This window comes from Vreelandella sp. 21 (assembly GCF_050995515.1).
GTDB lineage: Bacteria > Pseudomonadota > Gammaproteobacteria > Pseudomonadales > Halomonadaceae > Vreelandella > Vreelandella alkaliphila.
The window spans coordinates 2889536-2908067 of record NZ_CP194673.1; the positions used below are offsets into that span (position 1 = coordinate 2889536).

Genomic DNA, 18532 nt, shown 5'->3' on the forward strand with positions numbered 1-18532 from the left:
ACTAAACAACACCGCCCAGCTTTTCTGGGCGATGTTGATTGGTGCATATCGCTGTCGGGGTCATTTATCCTGCAACTGGTGTCGCGTATCAACATTTTCGCTATTCCAGGGGTTTTCAACACCTACCGTGTCGGCAGCAAATGCCTGACGTTCGCCAAGTGAGCGAGCAGCCCCCACCGTTGTGTCGTTGCAGGTCTGGCGCTCCATTTCGCAGTTGAGTTCAGCACCAAACAGCACCACAAACGCTGACAGCCAAAACCACAGCATTAGCGCCACAACAGCACCAAGAGAGCCATACAGCTCACTAAAGGTAGAAAAGTAACGTACGTAAAGCGACAAGCCACCTGAGCCTAGTAACCACATAGTGGTGGCAAACAGCGTGCCATAGCTTAACCAGCGCCACTGGGCAGAACGTCGATAAGGCGCGTAACGATACAGCAAAGCAATAAGCACGCTCATCAGTAACAACAGCGCGGGCCAACGCAGCCATTTCAAAACACTATCCACCGGTGGCTCAATCGTCAGCGCATCAACCACTATCGGCACAATGGCGATAAACCCCAGTGACACTAGCGTCATTATGATCAAACCAGAGGTCAACGATACCAGCACGACACCACGCAGTAATAACGGCCGCTTTTCGTGTTCGCCATACACTACGTTTAAGCCAACCACTAATATGGAAACACTTTTCGATGCGATGTACATGGCCACTAACAGCCCCACAAGTGCTGTCGTCACATTGCCAGACTCCGTCGTCTCGACCACCTCTTGAGCCTGCTGGTCAATCAAATTTGCCGCATCCGGTGGCATAAAGCGGCTAATTTCGTAAAGCTGACGGCCTGCCTCAACAGGATCAAACAGCAAACCCCAAAGAGAAATAACGGCGGCAATGGTCGGAAATAGCGCCAGCAGGGCATAAAAAGCGATGCCCGCTGCAAAGATAGTAATCCGGTCCCGACGTGCAGCACGCACTACACGCCAAATAATATCGAGCCACCCCTCACGAGGGATATCACCAGGTACGCCAGCTCCACGACCTCGGTACTGCTTACCCACTTAGCCCAACCGCTCGCTCAGCCACTTACCAATATCATTTACCTGCTGCGGGCATAGCGCATGCGCCATCGGATACTGGCGATAATTAACCGTGTAGCCCATTTCTTTTAGGCGTTCGACACCACTGCGGCCCAGAGTTTCAGGAACGATGGGGTCGAAATTCCCATGATGTACTTCGATGGGAATATCACGATTGGATTCAGCTAAATTGATGCTATCGGCCGTCGCAAAATAGGTCGACATGGCCAACAGTCCGCCAAGAGGCTGAGGGAATGAAAGCGCCGCCTGATAAGCGACTGCGCCTCCCTGAGAAAACCCCGCTACGATAATGCGGCGGCTGTCGATTCCTTGATCAATCTGCTCTTCAATCAGTGCCTGAATGCGTTCAGCAGACGTTTTTAGTTGCGCTTCATCCACCCGACGCCCCAAATCCATTGCGAGGATGTCGTACCACGCGGGCATCACCATGCCGCCATTAATAGTGACCGGCAAGCGCGGCGCGTGAGGCATAATAAAACGCACATGCGCTGAGTCCGGTAGCGTAAGGGCTGGCACTAGCGGCTCGAAATCGTGCCCATCGGCACCCAACCCGTGAATAATAAACACGCACGCATCGGCGGGTTGACCATTTTGCGGTTCAATAATCAGTTCGCCTGGGGCTGTCATGGGCTCTTTCCTTGCTGACGTTAAAAGCGCCACCCTAGCGTAAAGTGACGCGTTGGGCGAGTCATTTGCCTGCTTAAAGCGGCCAAACCATTGGAATAAGGGTTAAGGCAATGGCCCCCGTCAATAGGTTTAAGCCACCACCAACACGCAAGAAATCACTGACCCGATAGCCGCCAGGGCCATGCACCATAAGGTTCGTTTGATAACCAATCGGTGTCAAAAAACTCGCCGAGGCAGCAAACATTACCGCCACCACATAGGGCATCGGGTTAACCCCCAGGCTTTCTGCTGCTGCCATGACCACCGGAAAAATGATCACCGCAGCAGCATTATTGGTCACCAACTCGGTTAACATTGCCACGACGCAATAAGTGGCAATTAATAGCAACAGCGGGTTACCCGCCACCAACGATAGAACACTGCCCGCCAGGAAATCCGCCGCGCCGGATGTTTGCAGCGCAGCCCCTACCCCGAAAGATGCTGCAATGGTCAGCAACACTTGCGTATCCAGGCCACGCTTAGCAGCCCCCACGGAACAACAACCGGTTAATAACGCTAGCGCCGCGCCCAACATGGCAGCATTGAGCATACTTAAGACACCTAATGCCGCCAACAGCACCGCCCCCAACAAAATCGCCCATGCCAGCGGGGCTTTTTCATGAACAGGCCGCGCTGAACCGTTCAACTCACTAATTAAAAGAAAGTCTTTCGATTGGCGGTGGCGCTCAATGAACGGAGGGCGTGCTTCTAACAGCAGCACATCAGCAGGTTGCAAACGGACTTGGCCTAAGTTGCCGGTTACCCGCTCACCACCACGACAGATTGCTAATACAGCAGCGCCATACAGCGTTCTAAAACGGCCGTCACGAATCCGCTGTCCAATAAACTGACACTGGTTCGATACCACCGCTTCAACCAAGCGCCGCTCTTTAAACTCTTTTTCCAAACTCGACGCCGCATCACGAGAAGGAATGAGTCCACGAATCTGCTGTAGCTCTACAGCGGCGTCCGAGGTGCCCACAAAAACGAGTCGGTCACCTGCCTTTAGCTGCTCGCCTGGCCCCACTACACTCACCACATTACCTGCACGCTCAATTTCGACTAGAAAAAGTTCTTGAAGGTGGCGTAACCCAGCTTCTTCCACCGTACGGTCAACCAGTATCCCCGCAGGATCAACTTCCATTTCGATAGTAAACTCGCGAGGGTTAGCAAACGCTTTTGACATCCCCTCTCGTGAGGGCAATAAGCGCGGGCCTAAGAAGATAAGATAAGCAAGGCCCACCAGCGCAACAGGAACACCTACCCACGCTAAATCAAATAGCCCCATCTCAAGCGCGGGATAGCGCTCTACTAACAAACCATGCACAACTAAGTTAGTACTGGTACCAAACAGTGTAATGGTACCGCCTAGAATGGAAGCAAAGCTGAGCGGCATTAAAAGCCGTTGGGGAGAAAGCCTCAACCGTCGACTCCAACTCATGACAGCAGGGATGTAGGTAGCCACTACGGGCGTGTTATTGAGAAAACCGCTCAGCGATGCCACGGGTAACAGCAGCCGAACAAGCGCACCCCGTTCACTGTTAGGACGACCCAGTACATAGCGAATAATCAGGTCAATACCACCAGTTTCACGAATACTGGCAACCAACACATACATGAAGGCCACGGTAAACAAGCCACTGTTAGAAAAACCGCCCAGCGCCTGCTGCGGGTCAATGACCCCCAAGGTCATTAACACCACGACGGCACCAAGCAGAATAATGTCTGGCCCCAGTCGAGACAGTGTCATTAACGGGAAGATAGTCAGCACTACCCCCACGGCTATCCAAGCATCCAGCGACATATCCTACATCCCTAACAAAAAAATCTTGGGATCATTGTGCCGCCTTCTCAATATTCTAAAAAGTTATTTTTAGAAACACAGTAAGATCAAAAAAGAATATAGGCGTGAGGCGTGAGGCGTGAGGCGTGAGGCGTGAGGCGTGAGGCGTGAGGCGTGAGGCGTGAGGCGTGAGGCGTGAGGCGTGAGGCGTGAGGCGTGAACAGGATACCGATTAGATAAAAACGAAAAAACCCCGCTTTCGCGGGGTTTTTTAGCATATTAGCGTTACGCGCTAACAGCGAACATCATCGTTTCTAATTAAAGAACTTTGATGTTAGAAGCCTGAAGGCCTTTTTTACCCTGAGTAACGTCGAAGGAAACCTTCTGACCGTCTTGCAGAGTTTTAAAGCCGTCAGCTTGAATTTCAGAGAAATGTGCGAACAGGTCGTCGCCATTGTCGTCCGGAGAAATGAAGCCGAAGCCTTTAGTGTCGTTAAACCACTTAACGGTACCAGTTGCCATGATCGAAATCCTCGATGTAGCTTGATGTAGAGCCGGGTAATACCCGAGTTGCAGTGGGTAGAACAAGAAACTTTCACCAGACTAAACGCTTGGGCGTTTCGATACTGCTGACAACGTTCGACTTGCTAACCAACTGCATTCAGCATGCGCTTAACTTAGCCGCACGTCAATACTATAGTTAAAAAAAATGTCAGGGTGATGACTAGTCCGCTGCCACCATCCACCCTGCTGCTTTCTCAGCAATCATTAAGGTAGGTGAGTTGGTATTGCCACTGGTAATAGTCGGCATAATACTGGCGTCCACTACTCGCAGACCGCTCACTCCCTTAACACGCAGCTTGGAATCCACCACGGTCCCCGGGTCGTCATCGCGGCCCATTTTCGCCGTCCCGACTGGGTGAAAGATCGTGGTACCGATATCGCCCGCCAATTTGGCTAGTTCTTCGTCGCTTTGATACTGCAACCCAGGTTTAAACTCTTCTGGCTGATACTTAGCGAATGCCTGCTGCTCGGCAATCCGCCGCGTAACCCGTAATGAGTCTGCCGCCACATTGCGGTCTTCTTCCGTGCTCAGGTAGTTAGGCTCAATGGCGGGCGCCGTTTGTGGATCACGGTTTTTGATCCTTACCGAGCCACGGCTTGTGGGGTTAAGATTGCAGACACTGGCGGTAATCGCAGGAAACCCATGCAGTGGCTGGCCAAACGCGTCAAGGCTTAATGGCTGTACGTGGTACTCGATGTTGGCGTGCGGATACTCGTCAGAACTGCGCGTAAAGATACATAACTGAGAAGGCGCCATACTCATCGGCCCCCTACGTTTCAGCACGTACTCCAAACCAATCTTGGCTTTACCCAGTAGAGTACTGGCCATGGTATTAAGCGTTTTTGCCCCTTTCACTTTATAGACGGAGCGAATCTGCAAGTGGTCCTGCAAGTTTTCGCCTACGCCAGGTAGCGCTGCCACCACATCAATACCGTGTTGTTGCAATAGCTCGGGCGCGCCAATACCGGAAAGCTGTAGAATCTGTGGCGAACCGATAGCGCCGGCACTCAGTACAACTTCTTTATTAGCCGCCACACTAAGCGTTTTGCCCTCGCGTAGAAGCTCTGCGCCTACGCAGCGCGGTTGGCCATCTTGCGGTTCAAATAACAGACGATTGACGTGGGTAGAGTGCCATATCGTTAGGTTGGTGCGTTGCTTGATCGGCCGCAAAAACGCTTTAGAAGTATTCCAGCGCCAGCCATTGCGCTGGTTGACTTCAAAATAGTTAACGCCTTCGTTATCACCACGATTGAAATCGTCAGTGCGCGGAATACCCGCTTGCACCGCCGCCTCGGCGAAATCATCTAATACTTGCCAGCTTAAGCGCTGTTTTTCGATCCGCCATTCGCCACCATGGCCATGGTAACGGCGATGATCGGCATCGCCATCACCGCCTTCATCCAAACGGTGATGGTCTTCGTGTTTCATAAAATCTGGCAAGCAGTTCTCCCACCGCCAGGCGTCATCGCCGGTCAACTCGGCCCAGTGATCGTAATCCCGTGCCTGACCACGCAGATAAAGCATGCCATTAATGCTGGAACAGCCACCTAGCGTTTTACCCCGGGGATAAATCAGTGAGCGGCCATTGAGCCCTTTGTCTGGTTCGGTACGAAACAGCCAGTCAGTGCGCGGGTTGTTGATGCAGTAAAGATAGCCCACCGGAATATGAATCCAGTGGTAGTTATCCGGCCCGCCTGCTTCAATTAGCAACACCTTATTACTTGGGTTAGCACTGAGTCTGTTAGCCATCAGGCACCCTGCGGTGCCTGCGCCGATCACAATATAATCGAAGTTATTATTAGTAACATGTGACATGAACGGGCTCCCGTAACGTAATGGCGTTACTTCGCCGTAGGCATCACAAACTCGGCGCCTGAATCAATAGAGTCTGACCAGCGCTGCATAATGGATTTCTGTTTGGTATAGAAGCGTACGCCCTCTTCACCATAAGCATGCGTATCGCCAAACAGCGAACGCTTCCAACCGCCGAAACCATGCCACGCCATGGGTACCGGAATGGGCACATTGATGCCGACCATGCCCACCTGAATACGGCGACCAAATTCCCGCGCAACGCTACCGCTCTCAGTGAAGCAGCTCACTCCGTTACCAAATTCATGGTCATTGATCAGTTGAATGGCAGTGGCAATATCCGGCACCCGAATACAGGCCAGCACTGGGCCGAATATCTCTTCTTTGTAAATGGTCATCTCGGGGGTGACATGATCAAACAGAGTACCGCCCATCCAGAAGCCTTCGGCACAGCCGTCACCGGTTTGCGCGGCATCAAATTCTCGGCCATCCACCACCAAGTGTGCGCCTTCTTCTACACCTTTATTAATGTAACCGCTAATCCGCTCGTGAGCCTGACGGGTGACAATCGGGCCCATTTCCGCATCCAGCTGCATGCCGTCTTTAACCTTCAGCGCCTTGGCACGTTCCGCCAGTTGAGCCACCACGCCATCCGCCACATCGCCCACCAGCACCGCCACGCTGATTGCCATACAACGCTCGCCTGCCGAGCCATAAGCAGCGCCGATTAAGGCATCCACGGCTTTATCCAAGTTGGCATCCGGCATCACTACCATATGGTTTTTAGCGCCACCCAGTGCTTGCACCCGCTTACCGTGCTTAGCGCCGCGCTCGTAAATCAGGTTAGCAATCGGCGTAGAGCCAACAAACGACAACGCCTTAACATCCGGATGGTCGATCAACGCTTCAACGCTGTCTTTATCGCCCTGAACCACGTTGAATACACCATCCGGCAGGCCAGCCTGCTTGAGCAGATCGGCAATCATCAGCGAGGCGCTGGGGTCAAGCGGACTAGGCTTAAGAACAAAGGTGTTACCTGCAGCAATCGCCACGGGGAACATCCACATCGGTACCATGACAGGGAAGTTGAACGGCGTAATGCCAGCCACCACGCCCAATGGCTGACGCATGGTCCAGTTATCAATACCGGTGCTTACCTGCTCGGTATAGTCGCCCTTTAACAACTGAGGGATACCGCAAGCGAATTCAACGACATCAATCCCTCGGGCAACTTCGCCCTGGGCATCAGTAAACACTTTGCCATGCTCTTTAGTAATTGCTTCCGCCAATGCATCTTTATGGGCGTTGAGCAGCTCCAAAAACTTGAACATTACCCGTGCCCGGCGAATGGGCGGGGTATCGGCCCAAGTAGGAAATGCCGCTTTAGCGGCTTGCACAGCACTATCTACATCATATGCAGAGGCAAGAACCACGTTTCCGGTAACGTTACCCGTCGCAGGATTAAACACATTTTGAGAGCGACACGAGCTTCCCTGGCTGATCTGCCCGTTAATGAAATGATGAATAGTGGTTGTTGTCATTTGGCTACCTTTATAAGCAGATTAAAATAACGAATTAAGTATCGACAGATTAACCAGCTCTGCGAGGCAATCAATTGAGTAATTCTTAACCCAGATATAAGCTTTTCAAATAACATAACGACAACAGGTGCTCGCTTATGCAAGAAAACTCAGCGCTACGGGCATTTGTAGCCGTCGCACGTACCGGAAGCGTTTCACGGGCAGCTGACCAGCTATACCTGACTCAACCCGCCGTCAGTCTAAAGTTGAAGCAACTTCAGCAGCACTTAGGGTTAACCCTATTCACCCGTCGCCCTCAGGGGTTAACGCTAACCGCCGATGGCTATGCATTATTGCCCGCCGCAGAAAATGCCCTGGCTAGCGCCCTGGCCTTTGAGCAACGCGCTAGCGCTTTGCACAGCACCCTGCGAGGAAAACTAAAAATCGGCACGATTGTTGACCCGGAATTTATTCGGCTGGGCAAATTTCTCAGCCGATTGATGGCTCGCGCCCCTCAATTGGAAACCGAGTTGCACCACGGGATGAGTGGCAACGTATTAACGAAAGTAGAGCAAGGCGAACTGGATGTGGGCTTTTTTCTCGCCCCTCCCGGCGAAGGATCAGGAAGCGAAATCCTTGCTTGGCGTGAGCTGACCCACTTCCACTATCACGTAATTGCCCCAGCAGGCTGGGAAACCAAACTGTTAGATACTCGCTGGGAAGCTCTAGCCAGACTTCCCTGGATAGTCACGCCCTCGGTCTCGGCACACCACCGGCTGCTAGAGCGCGTCCTAACCCCAAGTGGCGCCACACCTAATAGGGTTGCCCAAGTAGACCAAGAAGCTTGTATGCTGGATTTAGTACGTGCGGGAGTGGGTCTAAGCTTAGCTAGGGACGCGCTGGCAATGGCCGAACGCCAGGAAAGCGGTTTGGCTGTAGCCGAAAATGTTCGTCTGCCCTGCGCACTTAGCATGATATGGCGCAAAGAACGTGCCGCGGAGCCGACTATCAGAGCGGCATTGGATACGTTAGACACAGTATGGCCTTACCGGCTGGGGTAGCGAATAGGTTATGTAAGGTATTAGCCAACGTTGCCACTAAGCGACTCGACATCGAGCGATAACTCACCACGTCTACTGGAGTGCTTACAATGATTCGATACCACCGTTTTCGCCTCTTATCTCAGCCCTTAACGCTGTTTGTCATAGCGGCCGCAGGTCTCGCCAGCACGCCACTCCATGCCCAATCCAATACGGAAGCTACGTTTGCTGGCGGCTGTTTTTGGTGCATGGAACCGCCCTACGATAAGCAGCCCGGCGTCAGCGCCACCATCTCTGGTTATATGGGCGGCGAGCTTGAAAACCCTACCTACGAGCAGATTTCTCGCGGTGGAACTGGCCATGTCGAAGTGGTGCAAATTACCTACGATGACAGCCAAATCAGCTACGAACAGCTGCTAGAGATTTTCTGGCGCAATATTGACCCCTTCGCCGTAGACCGCCAGTTTTGCGACAGCGGTGACCAGTACCGCTCAGCCATTTTTTACCATAATGATGAACAACGAGAACTAGCAGAAGCGTCGAAAGCTGAAATGGAAGCACGCTTTGACCAGGCTATAGCGACTGAGATAGCCCCTGCCAGCGAGTTCTGGGAAGCTGAAGAGTATCACCAGGATTACTATGAAAAAAATCCACTGCGCTACCGATTTTATCGCTTGAGCTGTGGTCGTGATGATCGACTGGAAGAGATATGGGGCGAGGAAGCTGGCGGCCCAACATTTCAGTAGCCCACCATAAACATGCGGGCTTAACGGAACGTTTTTTACCGGTGACTGCCCTAGGGATAGCGCTTTAGTTAAGACGCTAACAATCAATTTGGGCAAAGCAGCGTTTTTCTACTAGAGTGGAGAATCAGTATTAATAGACCAGTCGGCTAATAGCTGGTCTATTCTTTAACGCCCCGTTGATCAAAAGATAGGAGATCTTATGAGCAACAGCATCACAACCGTTAACCCAACCACCGGCGAAACGCTTGAGACTTATGTGCTGATGGATGCCAGCCAAGCCAAGCAGATTGTCGAGGCCAGTCATGAAGCGTTTCTAGACTGGCGGCTTAAACCTCTTGAACAGCGTGCTAAGGTGGTAAAAGCCATTGGCGAGGCGCTTAACGCCAATAAAGATGAGCTTGCCGAACTGATGGTAGAGGAAATGGGTAAGCTACCCAGCCAAGCCCGCCAGGAAGTCGAGCTTTGCGCAGGCATCTGCGATTACACCGCTAAGCATGGCCCCACTACATTAGCTGACGAAGAGCGCAACCCCAGCAATGGCGAGCGTGGCATTGTCACTTACTCTCCCATGGGTGTTATCTACGGCATACAACCGTGGAACTTCCCCGCTTATCAAGTAGTACGTTACTCCATCGCCAACATTATGGCGGGTAATAGCGTACTCCTGAAGCACGCTGAAAATGTCACTGGCAGCGGCCTACTGCTCGAAAAGATTTACCGCGAGGCAGGCCTACCGGAAAACGTTTTCCGCACGATCATTATCTCTCACGATGTATCTGATGAGGTGATTGCACACCAGGCGGTTCGTGGCGTCACCCTTACGGGTAGCGATGGTGCAGGTCGTAAAGTGGCGGCAAAAGCAGCCGAACACCTGAAAAAAACCGTATTGGAATTGGGCTCAAACGATGCCTATTTGGTGCTGGATGATGCGGACCTCGACGTTGCCGTCAAAACCTGCGTCACTGGCCGAGTGTTTAATACCGGACAGACCTGCGTGGCTGCAAAACGCTTCGTGGTGACCGATGCCAACTATGAAGCGTTCAAAGAGCGTTTTGTGGAAAAGATGAAGGCGCTGAAAGTAGGCGACCCCAGGTCAGATGATACCGACTTAGGCCCTATGGCGCGGGTTGACCTACGCGATGCTCTCCACGAGCAGGTGGAACAGAGTGTGCGTAAAGGCGCAAAAATCCTCTGCGGCGGAGAAAAGCCATCTGGTAAAGGCGCGTTTTACCCAGTGACCGTGCTGGATAACGTGACACCCGGCCAGCCCGCCTACGATGACGAGCTATTCGGACCCGTCGCGGCGCTGATTCGCGCTAAAGACGACGAAGACGCCATGCGCATTGCTAATGACAGCCGTTATGGCCTCGGCGGTGGCATCATCTCTAAAGATGTGAAGCGTGCTACTGAGCTTGCCAGCAAGTACTTCGACACTGGCATGGTGTTTATCAATGGCTTTGGCGTCGCTACCCCGGAAATGCCGTTTGGCGGCGTTAAAGACTCTGGTTATGGGCGTGAGCATGGCGGTTTTGGCATGCTTGAGTTCGTTAACGTAAAGTCGGTAATTGTTGTTAAAGAGTGAGGTGGTAAACGCTCAGAGTCATAGGTCATAAAAAGAGCACGCCGCTAGCTTTCAACAGGCTAGCGGCGCTTTTTTTGTTGCTGATATTGTTATGGGTTTAAACGTTGCTCAGCGGTTCGGCGCTGCCAAAACTTCACTATTAGGGCCATCACTACCCACGTCACTAACGCCGCAATAACATCGTCTAACACAATTCCAAAGCCACCCTGCACATACTCTGCCAAATGAATTGGCGGCGGCTTCAGCGAATCAAAGAAGCGATAAATAACGAATGCCAGCGCCATCACCAGTGGATGGCGAGCTGCTTGCAGCCCAATAACCGCTAGCGGGAACGCCAAGTACTCATCAGCAACAATGCTGCCATGATCTAATCCTGCGTAGTGCCACGCCGCGACGTGACAAATCGGCACTGCAAGTGCCAGCAGAACAGCGATGATAACGCCCTGCTGCACCAGTGGTCGGCTCAACAACCACCACGCTAAGGGAATGCCCAGCAGCGAACCAACCGTACCCGGCGCGACTGGCGCTAGCCCCAGCCCAAAGCCGGTGGCTAGCCAAAAATTAAGTGTATCCAGCATTAACCTGCCTGCTGCGCCTGGCGTTCAAGCTCGGCAGCCATGTCGGGCGAGAGATTCAGCGCACTTGCCAATTGATCCAACCAGGCGCGCTCCATGGGATTTTGATCATCAGTGACAGCGACGCTGATCAGATACATCTCGCGGGCAGCCTGGGGAGAGTCAGCTTCACGGGCTAGTGTCTGAGCATCCAGCGGGGCATTGAGCTGCTGCTCGACCCAGCGATGCATCTCCTGATCGGCACCTAGCGCATCAATCTGCTCTGTGATGAGTGCCTGCTCTTGCTCATCAATGTGGCCATCAGCTCTGGCGGCCATAATCATTGCTTGCAACAGCTCAAGGCTGCGCCGCTCTTGATACTCACCGCTAAGCACTTCTACCCGTTCGCCCTCGGATGCATTTTGAGCAGCATTAGACGAGTTAGCCGCATTTTTCCCTTCCTGAGAGCTTTGCCATGCTTTCCAGGCCAGCATGCCCACACCAGCAATTGCGCCGTACTTGAGCGCTTTACCGCCCATGCTACGACCACGCTTAGAGCCAATAAGCATGCCCATTGCGCCACCACCTAACAGGCTCTTAATATCAAAACCGCTAGAGCCGCCCCCTTGCCGCGATCCCTGGCCTGCGCTACTGCTGCCACCGCCTAGCTGGCGCGATAGCCCATTAATAACGCCTTTAACATCGATACCGCTTCCGCTGTTTCCACCGCTGTTTCCACCGCTGTTTCCACTACTGTTTCCACTACTTCTGCTACCGCCGGCCTGCTTCATCAACTGTTGTAAAATCTTGCTTGCGTTCATCCTTGCACTCCTACGTGGATAGTATCTAAGTGGATAGTATCTCTAGGGCTCGCTAGACGATTCACTTCCGTTATAAAACATGCTGTATGAACGCAGCATGAATTAACGCCACCCCAGGCATTAAAGAAGCGCGCCCTTCACTTCCACCGAGCTACCAAGTCGGCTGGCACGCACTTCAACACGGACAGGCATTTGCTCTTTGAGTTCGCTGACATGAGAGATAATCCCGATCATTCGCCCGCCCATTTGTAACTCACTGAGCATAGCAATCGCTTGGTCTAATGCATCCTGATCAAGGCTACCAAAGCCCTCATCAATAAATAGCGTATCCAACTGAATCCCGCCTGCGTAGGCCTGCACCACGTCAGAAAGCCCTAGTGCCAACGCCAACGCCGCCATAAACGACTCGCCGCCGGAAAGCGTCGCTACCGAGCGACTTTTGCCGGTGTAGGTATCGGCCACGTCCAATTCCAATCCCGAGGCTTTGTTGCCCTTGGATGGGTCTTCGCGTCGCACCAACTGGTAGCGCCCGCGGCTCATACGCACCAGCCGTTCAGATGCTTGGATCAGTACGTCGTCCAACAGCACTCCTAGCACAAACCGCTGCAAGCTAATGCGATTACCGGTGCGCCCGTTAGCCACTTCGCTTAATGTCCCCCACACCCGATACTGGGCTTCAAGCTCGGCCTGGGCCGCACGGGCGGCGGCAAGTTTCTGGCGAATACCCTGCAACGTATTTAACCGCCCATCTAGTGTTCGCCACGCTTCGAGTTGGGTATGCTCCTCCGCTTGGGCAGCTTCAGTGAATTTGGTGAGTGCGGCGAGATCTGGCGGTGTTTTTTCGGCCAGTTGAGCGTGGTAATTGTGTAGCGCGCCGTCAAGCTCAGCCAACCGGCGTTGATAGGCCTCTACTTGGCGAGCCAGGTCTTGCCGTTGGTTATCCTCTAGCTGAGCCGCCTGATAAGCAGCTTCACTTTCAAATGAACTGGCTTGTAGCGCCGTTTGCCACTCAGCCTGAGCCTGTTCAAGCGCTTGCTGGCTACGCGCCAGCTGCTGGTTTGCACCGCGCAGTTGCTCCTCTGCCCGCGCCTGCTGAGTTTCGCTCGTCGAAAGCACCTGCTGTGCACGCTCCCAGGCCTGTTCAAGCTCAGCAATTTGGTTATCAAGTTCAGTGAGCGTTTGGCGCATGGCCAACGGGTTACGGGCATCTTCTGGCAGTGATTGGCTTAATTGATCGCGCTGGCTCTCTAGCCGTAACGCCTCCTCTTTGGCCTTTTCAACCGCAGGCCGTTGGGCTTTGAGCTGTTTGTCCAGCGTGCCCCAGTCACGGCGACGCTCGTCACGGGCAGCGTTTTGCCGATTAATCTCACCCTCAACATGTTGCCGACGCGCGACTTGGCGGCGCAATTGTTCGCAGGCCTGTTGCAGCTCAAACGGCGGTTGGCTGGCCCACTCACCAAGCAGGTGACGAAGGCGCTGCGCCTGCTCAGTGTTATAGCTAAACTGCTGCGCTAACTGTTGCTCCTGATGCTCGGCGGTTTGTAAGGCGTGGCGAGCCTGTTCCTCAGTCGAGCGGGCTTCTTCTACCTGCGCTTGGGTAACTAGATCAGCATGCTGAACCGCTGGGGATGGGTGTTCAAGGCTGCCACACACCGGGCAAGGCGCGTCTTCTTGCAGAGTGAGCGCTAACAGTGCGGCCTGCCCTTGGTGCCAGCGCATCTCTTGCTCAGTTGCGTGGCGCTTCGCCTGTTCTGCTTCGCTGCGCCGACCTTGAAGTGCCGCCGTTGCCTGCTGTTGTTGAACGACAAGTTCACGCCCCTGCCGCATCAGCGCCTCCAACTCCTGCCGCTGAGCTAGCAGGCTCTCATGGCGGCTCAGCTCTGCAGGGGCGCTGGCCAACTGCTGACTTTCCGTTTGCAGCTGCTCAAGAGTAACGCTTAGCGCTTCACCTTGCTGACGAATACCGTCTAATTGAGCTTCATCACGCTTAAGTATGCCATCGGCTTGCTGCCAAGCGGTTTGTGCCGCTTGCCAGCGCGCTTCAAGCTCACTTAACTGCTGACTTTTGTGGATAAACTCGCCCAACTGACGATGGCGCTCGCGCAGTGCAGGTAGTTCGGTCTGGCGCTGGCGTGCCGCTTCAAAGGTACGCTTGGCTTGTTCAGTATTCGTTCGCTGGGTAGTCAGCGCGGCATCAGCCTGTCGCTGCTCTGCTTGGGCGGTAGTGAGTGCCTGCTGGGCTTGGACTAACGCAGCACTGTAAGGTCGTAGCGCTTGAGCGTGGTCGCTTTGGGTCAAGCGGCTCTGAAAGGCCATTATTTGCGCCTGCTGCTCAAGGTGGCGTGCTTTCTCTGCAGCGAGGCTGTCCCGCGCTTCAAATTGGCGCTGTAACGCTTGGGCTTCATCTCGTCGCTGTTCAGCACTACGGCGCTGCTGCTGAGCGGTTTCAAAACGCTGACGCGCTTGCCCTACTTGCGGGGTTAGCGCCTCTACTTCTTGCGCCAATGCCGCTTCGCTTTCCAGCTCGCCCCCGGCCAAAATGCCGCTGATATGCTGGCGGTGATCATTCACCGCTCGTTCTATTTGATTCGCCTGGGTACGCAGGCGCTCTTCAATGCGCTGAAAAATCTGGGTTTGAAATAGCTGGGAAAAAATCTTCTCGCGGTCTTTCGATTCCGCTAACAACAGTTCACGAAACTTCCCCTGGGGGAGCACCATTACTTGGCGAAATTGATTAGCATCCAGACCTATTAACGCGTGCAGCTGGCTGTTGGCATCGGTGACCTTACGCGCCACCAAACATTCATCCTCATCACCTTCCGGGGTAAGCCGCCACAGCTGGGCTTCAGCGCTTTGTGTGGTTGTGCCTTCACCAGTGGCCTTAGGGCGCTCTTGCTGGGGCACTCGGCGCACTCGGTAAGCACTATCGCGCAGGCGAAAATCCAAGCTCACCTCGGTCAACAAGGTAGCAGCAGCTTGGTCGCAGCGCATTTGGCCGGCATCGCGGTCATTACCGGTGGTCTGGCCGTAAAGCGCAAAACAGATGGCATCTAATATCGAGCTTTTCCCTGCGCCCGTGGGGCCGTTAATCAGAAACAATGGGCTATTGCCCAGCGCAGTAAAGTCGATCGTTTCGCTGCCTGCAAAGGGGCCAAACGCCTGCATAGTGAGCGTTAACGGCGTCATGACTGGCTCTCCTGCTCACGGCTTAGGGCGGTGATGAGCTCGCGCATGGCGCTGGCCTGCTCATCACTCATGGTGTCCCCGCTGGTTTGGGTAAAGAAATCACTAAACATATCCAACGCGCTAAACTGCAGCCGCTCGCGATCTAACTGCTGCCGCCCTTGGGCTTCCAGCATGCCGGGCTTTTCTAAATGCAGCACGTTGGGGTAGACCTCGCGTAGCTTGCCCATGGGGTCAAGAATCGCGTGGCGGTCGGTCATACGCACTAACAAATAGTCATCGGCTTGGGTATCGGTTCTGCCTTGTGCTAGCAGCTCGGCCAGCTCGCCCTCCAGCACACGTACCTCTCGGCGCGGCGTCAGCGGGCGGTGCTCAATCTGGCTCACGCCCTCGGGGCCAATATCCACCAGCGTGACGCCTTTGCGCTGGTTAGCCTCTGAGAAGCTGTATTTAAGCAGCGAGCCACTATAGCGAATATGTTCACCGCCGCGATACTGCGGCCCATGAAGATGGCCTAAGGCGACATAGTCAAACGACTGCATCGGCTCCCAAGCAACGCTTTCCGCGCCTCCCAAGGTTAACGGTCGCTCTGAATCGCTGGCACTGCCGCCATCCACAAAGCAGTGGCTCATAAGCACAGTAGGTCGACCCGCTCGGCGCTGGGTGTTGATACGGTCGATTAAGAAACGGTGGGCGCTGTCGAAATCGCGGACATCCACCGAAAACTGGCTGCGTACATACTCTGGGTCAGCGTAGGGAATACCGAACACATCCAGTTCTTCCCCATTAATCGACAGGGTCACCGGGTGATCGCAGGCAGATAGATCAGACAGAATATGCAGCCCTGCTTGGCGCAGGTGGCGCGCCCCGAAGCCGAGTCGTTCAGCGCCGTCGTGGTTGCCGGAAATCATAATCACCGGTAGGCCACGCTTTTCACACAGCTCACCAAGCACCTCATCTAACAGCGTGACGGCGGCGGATGGCGGCACCGAACGGTCGTAGATATCGCCTGCAACCAGCACAGCATCCACCGCATCGCGGTCGATAATATCCAGTAGCTGGTTCAATACATGGCGCTGGTCTTCCAGCAGGGAGAGGTTGTGAAACAGCCGCCCTAAGTGCCAATCGGCGGTATGAAGTAGTCGCATGGCAGGCTCAACGCAAAAAATATGCCCCATCATAGCAATCTGCATTCCAAACTGTCCGTCACGCAGCACAAAAAGCTTTTTACCAAAGCTCTCTACAAAAAGCCCCGCACATGGCGGGGCTGAAGCAACAGTAGTGACTGGCTGTTAGTCGCGGAACGCATCCGGATAGGTGGTTAAGTCAATCCCCCACATAAGAGGCAATAAGAAATAAACCGCCGCGACGATCAGCAGTAGCGCGAAAATATTCAGCCAGAACCCATTGCGTACCATTTCGATAATTTTGATTTTTCCGGTCGCAAAAATAATCGCGTTGGGAGGTGTACCCACCGGCAGCATAAAAGCGCAGTTAGCTGCCATGGCCGCAGGTACCATTAGCACGAACGGATGGATATCCAACGCCAGCGCCAGCGAGGCAAGCACCGGAAGAATCATCGTGGCCGTTGCTGTATTGGAAGTGATTTCAGTCAAGAACAACACCATGCCAGCGGCTAACAAGATCACCAGCAAGAAGTTAACGCCTTCCAGCACGCTCATCTGGCCACCAATCCAGGCGGCTAATCCAGAGGAGCCAAAGCCAGCAGCAATTGCCAAGCCACCGCCAAATAGCAGCAGAATGCCCCAGGGTACGTCTTTGGCAATATCCCACCCCAGCAGGCAACCGCCTTTGTTTGGCGAAGGAATTAAGAACAGCGCAATCGCCGCCACAATGGCAATCATCGTGTCGTTAATACCTGGAATGGTGAGTATTTGACCCTGCCACAGGAAAGAACGGGTAATCCAGAAAAATGCCGCTAACAGGAAAACAACCAGCACGGCTTTCTCTTCGAAGGTGATCTTACCCAGCGCGGCCTTTTCCTTAGCAATGAGCGCTTTGCCACCCGGAAGGTTGCTGAATTTAATCGGGTAAATAAAGCGTGTCAGCATTAGCCAACCAATAAACAGCAGCACCACAACGACTGGGAAAGCAAACATCATCCAACTGGCAAAGGTAATCTCAACACCAAACAGCTCATTCACAATCGCTGCCAGAATGATATTGGGAGGTGTACCAATCAGGGTACCCAAACCGCCGATAGTGCCGCCGTAACCAACGCCAAAAATTAGCGCTTTACTGAATTTATCGATGTCTTCGCTATGATCACCCTCGCTCTTATTAAGCTCCTGGGTTACCTGATACACAATCGCGGTGCCAATAGGCAGCATCATCATGACCGATGCCGTGTTGGATACCCACATCGACAAAAAGCCAGTGGCCGCCATAAAGCCGAACACAATACTGTTAATGCTGGTGCCCAATACCGAAATAATGGTGAGGGCAATACGCTTATGCAGATCCCACTTCTCCATCGCCAGGGCAATCATAAAACCGCCGAGGAAAAGGAAGATAATAGGATTGCCGTATGCTGCCGTAACCGCACTGCTCTCAAGCGCCCCAGTGATCGGCAGCAATACAATGGGCAAAAGTGACGTAACAGGAATAGGTATGGCTTCGGTAATCCACCACACGGCTACCCAAAGCGTGGTGGCAAGTACCATGCGGCCTTCTAAGCTAAGCTCCGCCGGGTGGAAAAACAGCAGCACGAAGGCAAACAGCATCGGCCCTAGCACTAGCCCAACCTTTTGAGCTGTCGTATAGGCAGGTGGCTTTGGCGGTCTGCTACCCGAGTGTTGTTGCTCACCTGACGTAGTAGAGGATGAGCGTCCAGCGCCGGAGGTTGGCAACGCACACATAAGTAGGTTTTTGACTTGGTCATGGGAGTGCCAAAGCGACTCCCAGAGTGTCATGGTGGCAGTTCTGCGCATTATCAAAGTACCGTTCGCAGTCAGGTGATCGAAAGGGAGCTTCTCTCAGCAACCCCCTATGGCGTATTTAAACCAGCCTAGCTGGTTTTTTGGTGCCCTTTATTCACTGCAGCCAGGTATTAGTCCAGCGAATTGACGAAAACTACAACCAAAGTCTAACAACTTTAGTTGTAGCTTTTAGCGCTCCTTACCCTGATGTGACACTGCACTT

General features: G+C 53.5%; 14 protein-coding genes. 3 read left to right on the forward strand and 11 right to left on the reverse strand.

Annotated features, from left to right (window positions below):
* Nucleotides 1-60 precede the first annotated feature (60 nt).
* The 6 genes from ACN06F_RS13365 to ACN06F_RS13390 form a co-directional block, all read right to left on the reverse strand.
* Complete coding sequence (locus ACN06F_RS13365) at nucleotides 61-1059, reverse strand: YihY/virulence factor BrkB family protein (RefSeq protein ID WP_038477389.1); 999 nt, start codon at nucleotides 1057-1059, stop codon at nucleotides 61-63.
* On the reverse strand, nucleotides 1060-1725 hold the full coding sequence (locus ACN06F_RS13370; RefSeq protein WP_038477392.1) for an alpha/beta hydrolase: 666 nt from the start codon (nucleotides 1723-1725) through the stop codon (nucleotides 1060-1062).
* A 73-nt stretch (nucleotides 1726-1798) separates the two neighbouring features.
* Nucleotides 1799-3568, reverse strand: coding sequence for an SLC13 family permease (locus ACN06F_RS13375; protein ID WP_433924081.1), 1770 nt, complete (start codon nucleotides 3566-3568; stop codon nucleotides 1799-1801).
* A gap of 297 nt (nucleotides 3569-3865) precedes the next feature.
* A complete protein-coding gene (locus ACN06F_RS13380; protein ID WP_009101184.1) occupies nucleotides 3866-4069 on the reverse strand; it encodes a cold-shock protein in 204 nt (67 codons plus the stop codon).
* Between the two features lie 202 nt (nucleotides 4070-4271).
* Nucleotides 4272-5927 (reverse strand): GMC family oxidoreductase, encoded by a 1656-nt coding sequence (locus ACN06F_RS13385; protein ID WP_433924082.1) that lies wholly within the window; start codon nucleotides 5925-5927, stop codon nucleotides 4272-4274.
* Between the two features lie 26 nt (nucleotides 5928-5953).
* The gene (locus ACN06F_RS13390; protein WP_433924083.1) at nucleotides 5954-7465 is read right to left on the reverse strand and encodes a CoA-acylating methylmalonate-semialdehyde dehydrogenase; all 1512 of its coding nucleotides are present in this window, start codon (nucleotides 7463-7465) and stop codon (nucleotides 5954-5956) included.
* A 137-nt stretch (nucleotides 7466-7602) separates the two neighbouring features.
* On the opposite strand from ACN06F_RS13390, the gene ACN06F_RS13395 reads away from it, so the two are divergent.
* The 3 genes from ACN06F_RS13395 (at nucleotide 7603) to ACN06F_RS13405 (ending at nucleotide 10812) form a co-directional block, all read left to right on the forward strand.
* On the forward strand, nucleotides 7603-8505 hold the full coding sequence (locus ACN06F_RS13395; protein ID WP_038477405.1) for a LysR family transcriptional regulator: 903 nt from the start codon (nucleotides 7603-7605) through the stop codon (nucleotides 8503-8505).
* An 89-nt stretch (nucleotides 8506-8594) separates the two neighbouring features.
* Nucleotides 8595-9230: a peptide-methionine (S)-S-oxide reductase MsrA gene (gene msrA / locus ACN06F_RS13400; protein WP_038477408.1), complete on the forward strand. Its 636-nt coding sequence runs from the start codon at nucleotides 8595-8597 to the stop codon at nucleotides 9228-9230.
* A 199-nt stretch (nucleotides 9231-9429) separates the two neighbouring features.
* Nucleotides 9430-10812, forward strand: a complete 1383-nt coding sequence (locus ACN06F_RS13405) for an NAD-dependent succinate-semialdehyde dehydrogenase (protein WP_433924084.1) — start codon at nucleotides 9430-9432, stop codon at nucleotides 10810-10812.
* 89 nt (nucleotides 10813-10901) lie between these two features.
* Here the strand turns inward: ACN06F_RS13405 and ACN06F_RS13410 are convergent, their stop codons facing one another.
* The 5 genes from ACN06F_RS13410 to ACN06F_RS13430 all read right to left on the reverse strand — a co-directional run bounded on the left by ACN06F_RS13410 (nucleotide 10902) and on the right by ACN06F_RS13430 (nucleotide 18303).
* A complete protein-coding gene (locus ACN06F_RS13410; RefSeq protein WP_038477413.1) occupies nucleotides 10902-11390 on the reverse strand; it encodes a phosphatidylglycerophosphatase A family protein in 489 nt (162 codons plus the stop codon).
* Nucleotides 11390-12187: a tellurite resistance TerB family protein gene (locus ACN06F_RS13415; RefSeq protein WP_433924085.1), complete on the reverse strand. Its 798-nt coding sequence runs from the start codon at nucleotides 12185-12187 to the stop codon at nucleotides 11390-11392. The genes ACN06F_RS13410 and ACN06F_RS13415 overlap by 1 nt, the downstream gene beginning before the upstream one ends.
* 120 nt (nucleotides 12188-12307) lie before the next feature.
* On the reverse strand, nucleotides 12308-15373 hold the full coding sequence (locus ACN06F_RS13420; RefSeq protein WP_433924086.1) for an AAA family ATPase: 3066 nt from the start codon (nucleotides 15371-15373) through the stop codon (nucleotides 12308-12310).
* Nucleotides 15370-16518 (reverse strand): exonuclease SbcCD subunit D, encoded by a 1149-nt coding sequence (locus tag ACN06F_RS13425; RefSeq protein ID WP_433925120.1) that lies wholly within the window; start codon nucleotides 16516-16518, stop codon nucleotides 15370-15372. The genes ACN06F_RS13420 and ACN06F_RS13425 overlap by 4 nt, the downstream gene beginning before the upstream one ends.
* 144 nt (nucleotides 16519-16662) lie before the next feature.
* The gene (locus tag ACN06F_RS13430) at nucleotides 16663-18303 is read right to left on the reverse strand and encodes an SLC13 family permease (RefSeq protein ID WP_095604088.1); all 1641 of its coding nucleotides are present in this window, start codon (nucleotides 18301-18303) and stop codon (nucleotides 16663-16665) included.
* Nucleotides 18304-18532: the final 229 nt, after the last annotated feature.